Raw genomic sequence first — 1,164 nt, forward strand, 5'->3', positions numbered from 1 at the left:
GTGGAGACCTCGACCAGGCCGGCGCGGGTCTCCAGATGCAGGACTCCCGGGCCGTGCCGCTCGGCGTAGGCAGCTGCCGACGCGATGGTCGCGTGGCCGCAGAATGGGACTTCTGCCTTCGGGCTGAAGTAGCGCACCGTGAAATGCCCATCCCCGCCAGGCACGAGGAACGCCGTTTCGGAGTATCCGACCTCGGCCGCTATCCGCTGCATCTCCGTGTCACCGAGCCCGGTGGCGTCCAGCACGACACCAGCCGGGTTGCCGCCAGCCGGATCGGCACTGAACGCGGCGTACCGCAGGATCTCCATGATCATGATCCTAGGGCGGAAGCCCACCGAATTCGAGTGCAATCCACACCCCCGCGGCCGCAAGAGCAGCCCGGTAGCCCACACGGCGTGCAGGGCTGGCTGGAACAAGGTCAGCCACATCACCAGTTCCGCCAGTGGAAACACGAGCACGTCGAGAGCGGACCGATCCAGACGAAGCGCCGCGCCCACCGCGCCTGGAGCAGGGCGAGCCGCAGGCCTCAGGTGGTTGCAGGAGACGCCGGCTTCAGACGTTTTCGCTCGACAACGCTTGTTGCCGTCACCACACTCCGCGGCGGCACGTCCTTCGCAACGACGGCGCCCGCGCCGACGACCGAGCCGCGACCGATTGTCACACCAGGGGTGATCGTGGCTGCGGCGCCGATCCACACGTCATCCTCGATGACGATGGGCGCGTGCGTGATGAAGTCGTACCGTTCGTCGAGCTCGACGGGGTGTCCCGCCGTGCTCAGAGTCACTCGGGGGCCGATCAGGACGCGGTCACCGATCGTGATGCCCCCGTAGTCGAGGAAGAAGCATCCCTGATTGATGAACACGCGCTCGCCGAACGATGCGCCAAGCCCGTAATCGCAATAGAACGGGGGCAGGATGGACAGAGAGTCGGGGATCGGTTGACCGAAGATCTCGGTGAGCACCGTCCTGCGCGCGCCGAGGTCGTCAAACGGCAGCCCGTTGAGGCGCGAGGTCAAGGTCATGACGAGCTGTACGCGCGCCGCGAAGGCTCGTGACTCGGGCGTCCGTGTTTGTCAACGGCGGACTGGAACTGACCCCCTAACGACGGATTGGGATTGACCCCCCGGAGGTCGTTTCGTGCTACTTGTCGCGGTCTTTGGTGAGG

Annotated in this window: 2 protein-coding genes; both read right to left on the minus strand. The window is 65.9% G+C overall.

Annotation, left to right across the window (positions count from 1 at the left end):
* On the minus strand, nt 1–308 hold a 308-nt coding region (locus AB0M52_RS34070), incomplete at its 3' end, for a PhzF family phenazine biosynthesis isomerase (RefSeq protein WP_363962019.1).
* A 218-nt stretch (nt 309–526) separates the two neighbouring features.
* Nucleotides 527–1,021: a sugar O-acetyltransferase gene (locus AB0M52_RS34075; protein WP_363962021.1), complete on the minus strand. Its 495-nt coding sequence runs from the start codon at nt 1,019–1,021 to the stop codon at nt 527–529.
* Between the last annotated feature and the right edge of the window lie 143 nt (nt 1,022–1,164).

The sequence above is a fragment of the Micromonospora sp. NPDC051296 genome (assembly GCF_040682255.1).
Taxonomy (GTDB): Bacteria; Actinomycetota; Actinomycetes; order Mycobacteriales; family Micromonosporaceae; genus Micromonospora; species Micromonospora craterilacus.

Bases quoted from the DNA above. Each gene is read 5' to 3' on its own strand.
- AB0M52_RS34075 (WP_363962021.1), bottom strand. From the start codon at position 1,021: ATGACCTTGACCTCGCGCCTCAACGGGCTGCCGTTTGACGACCTCGGC.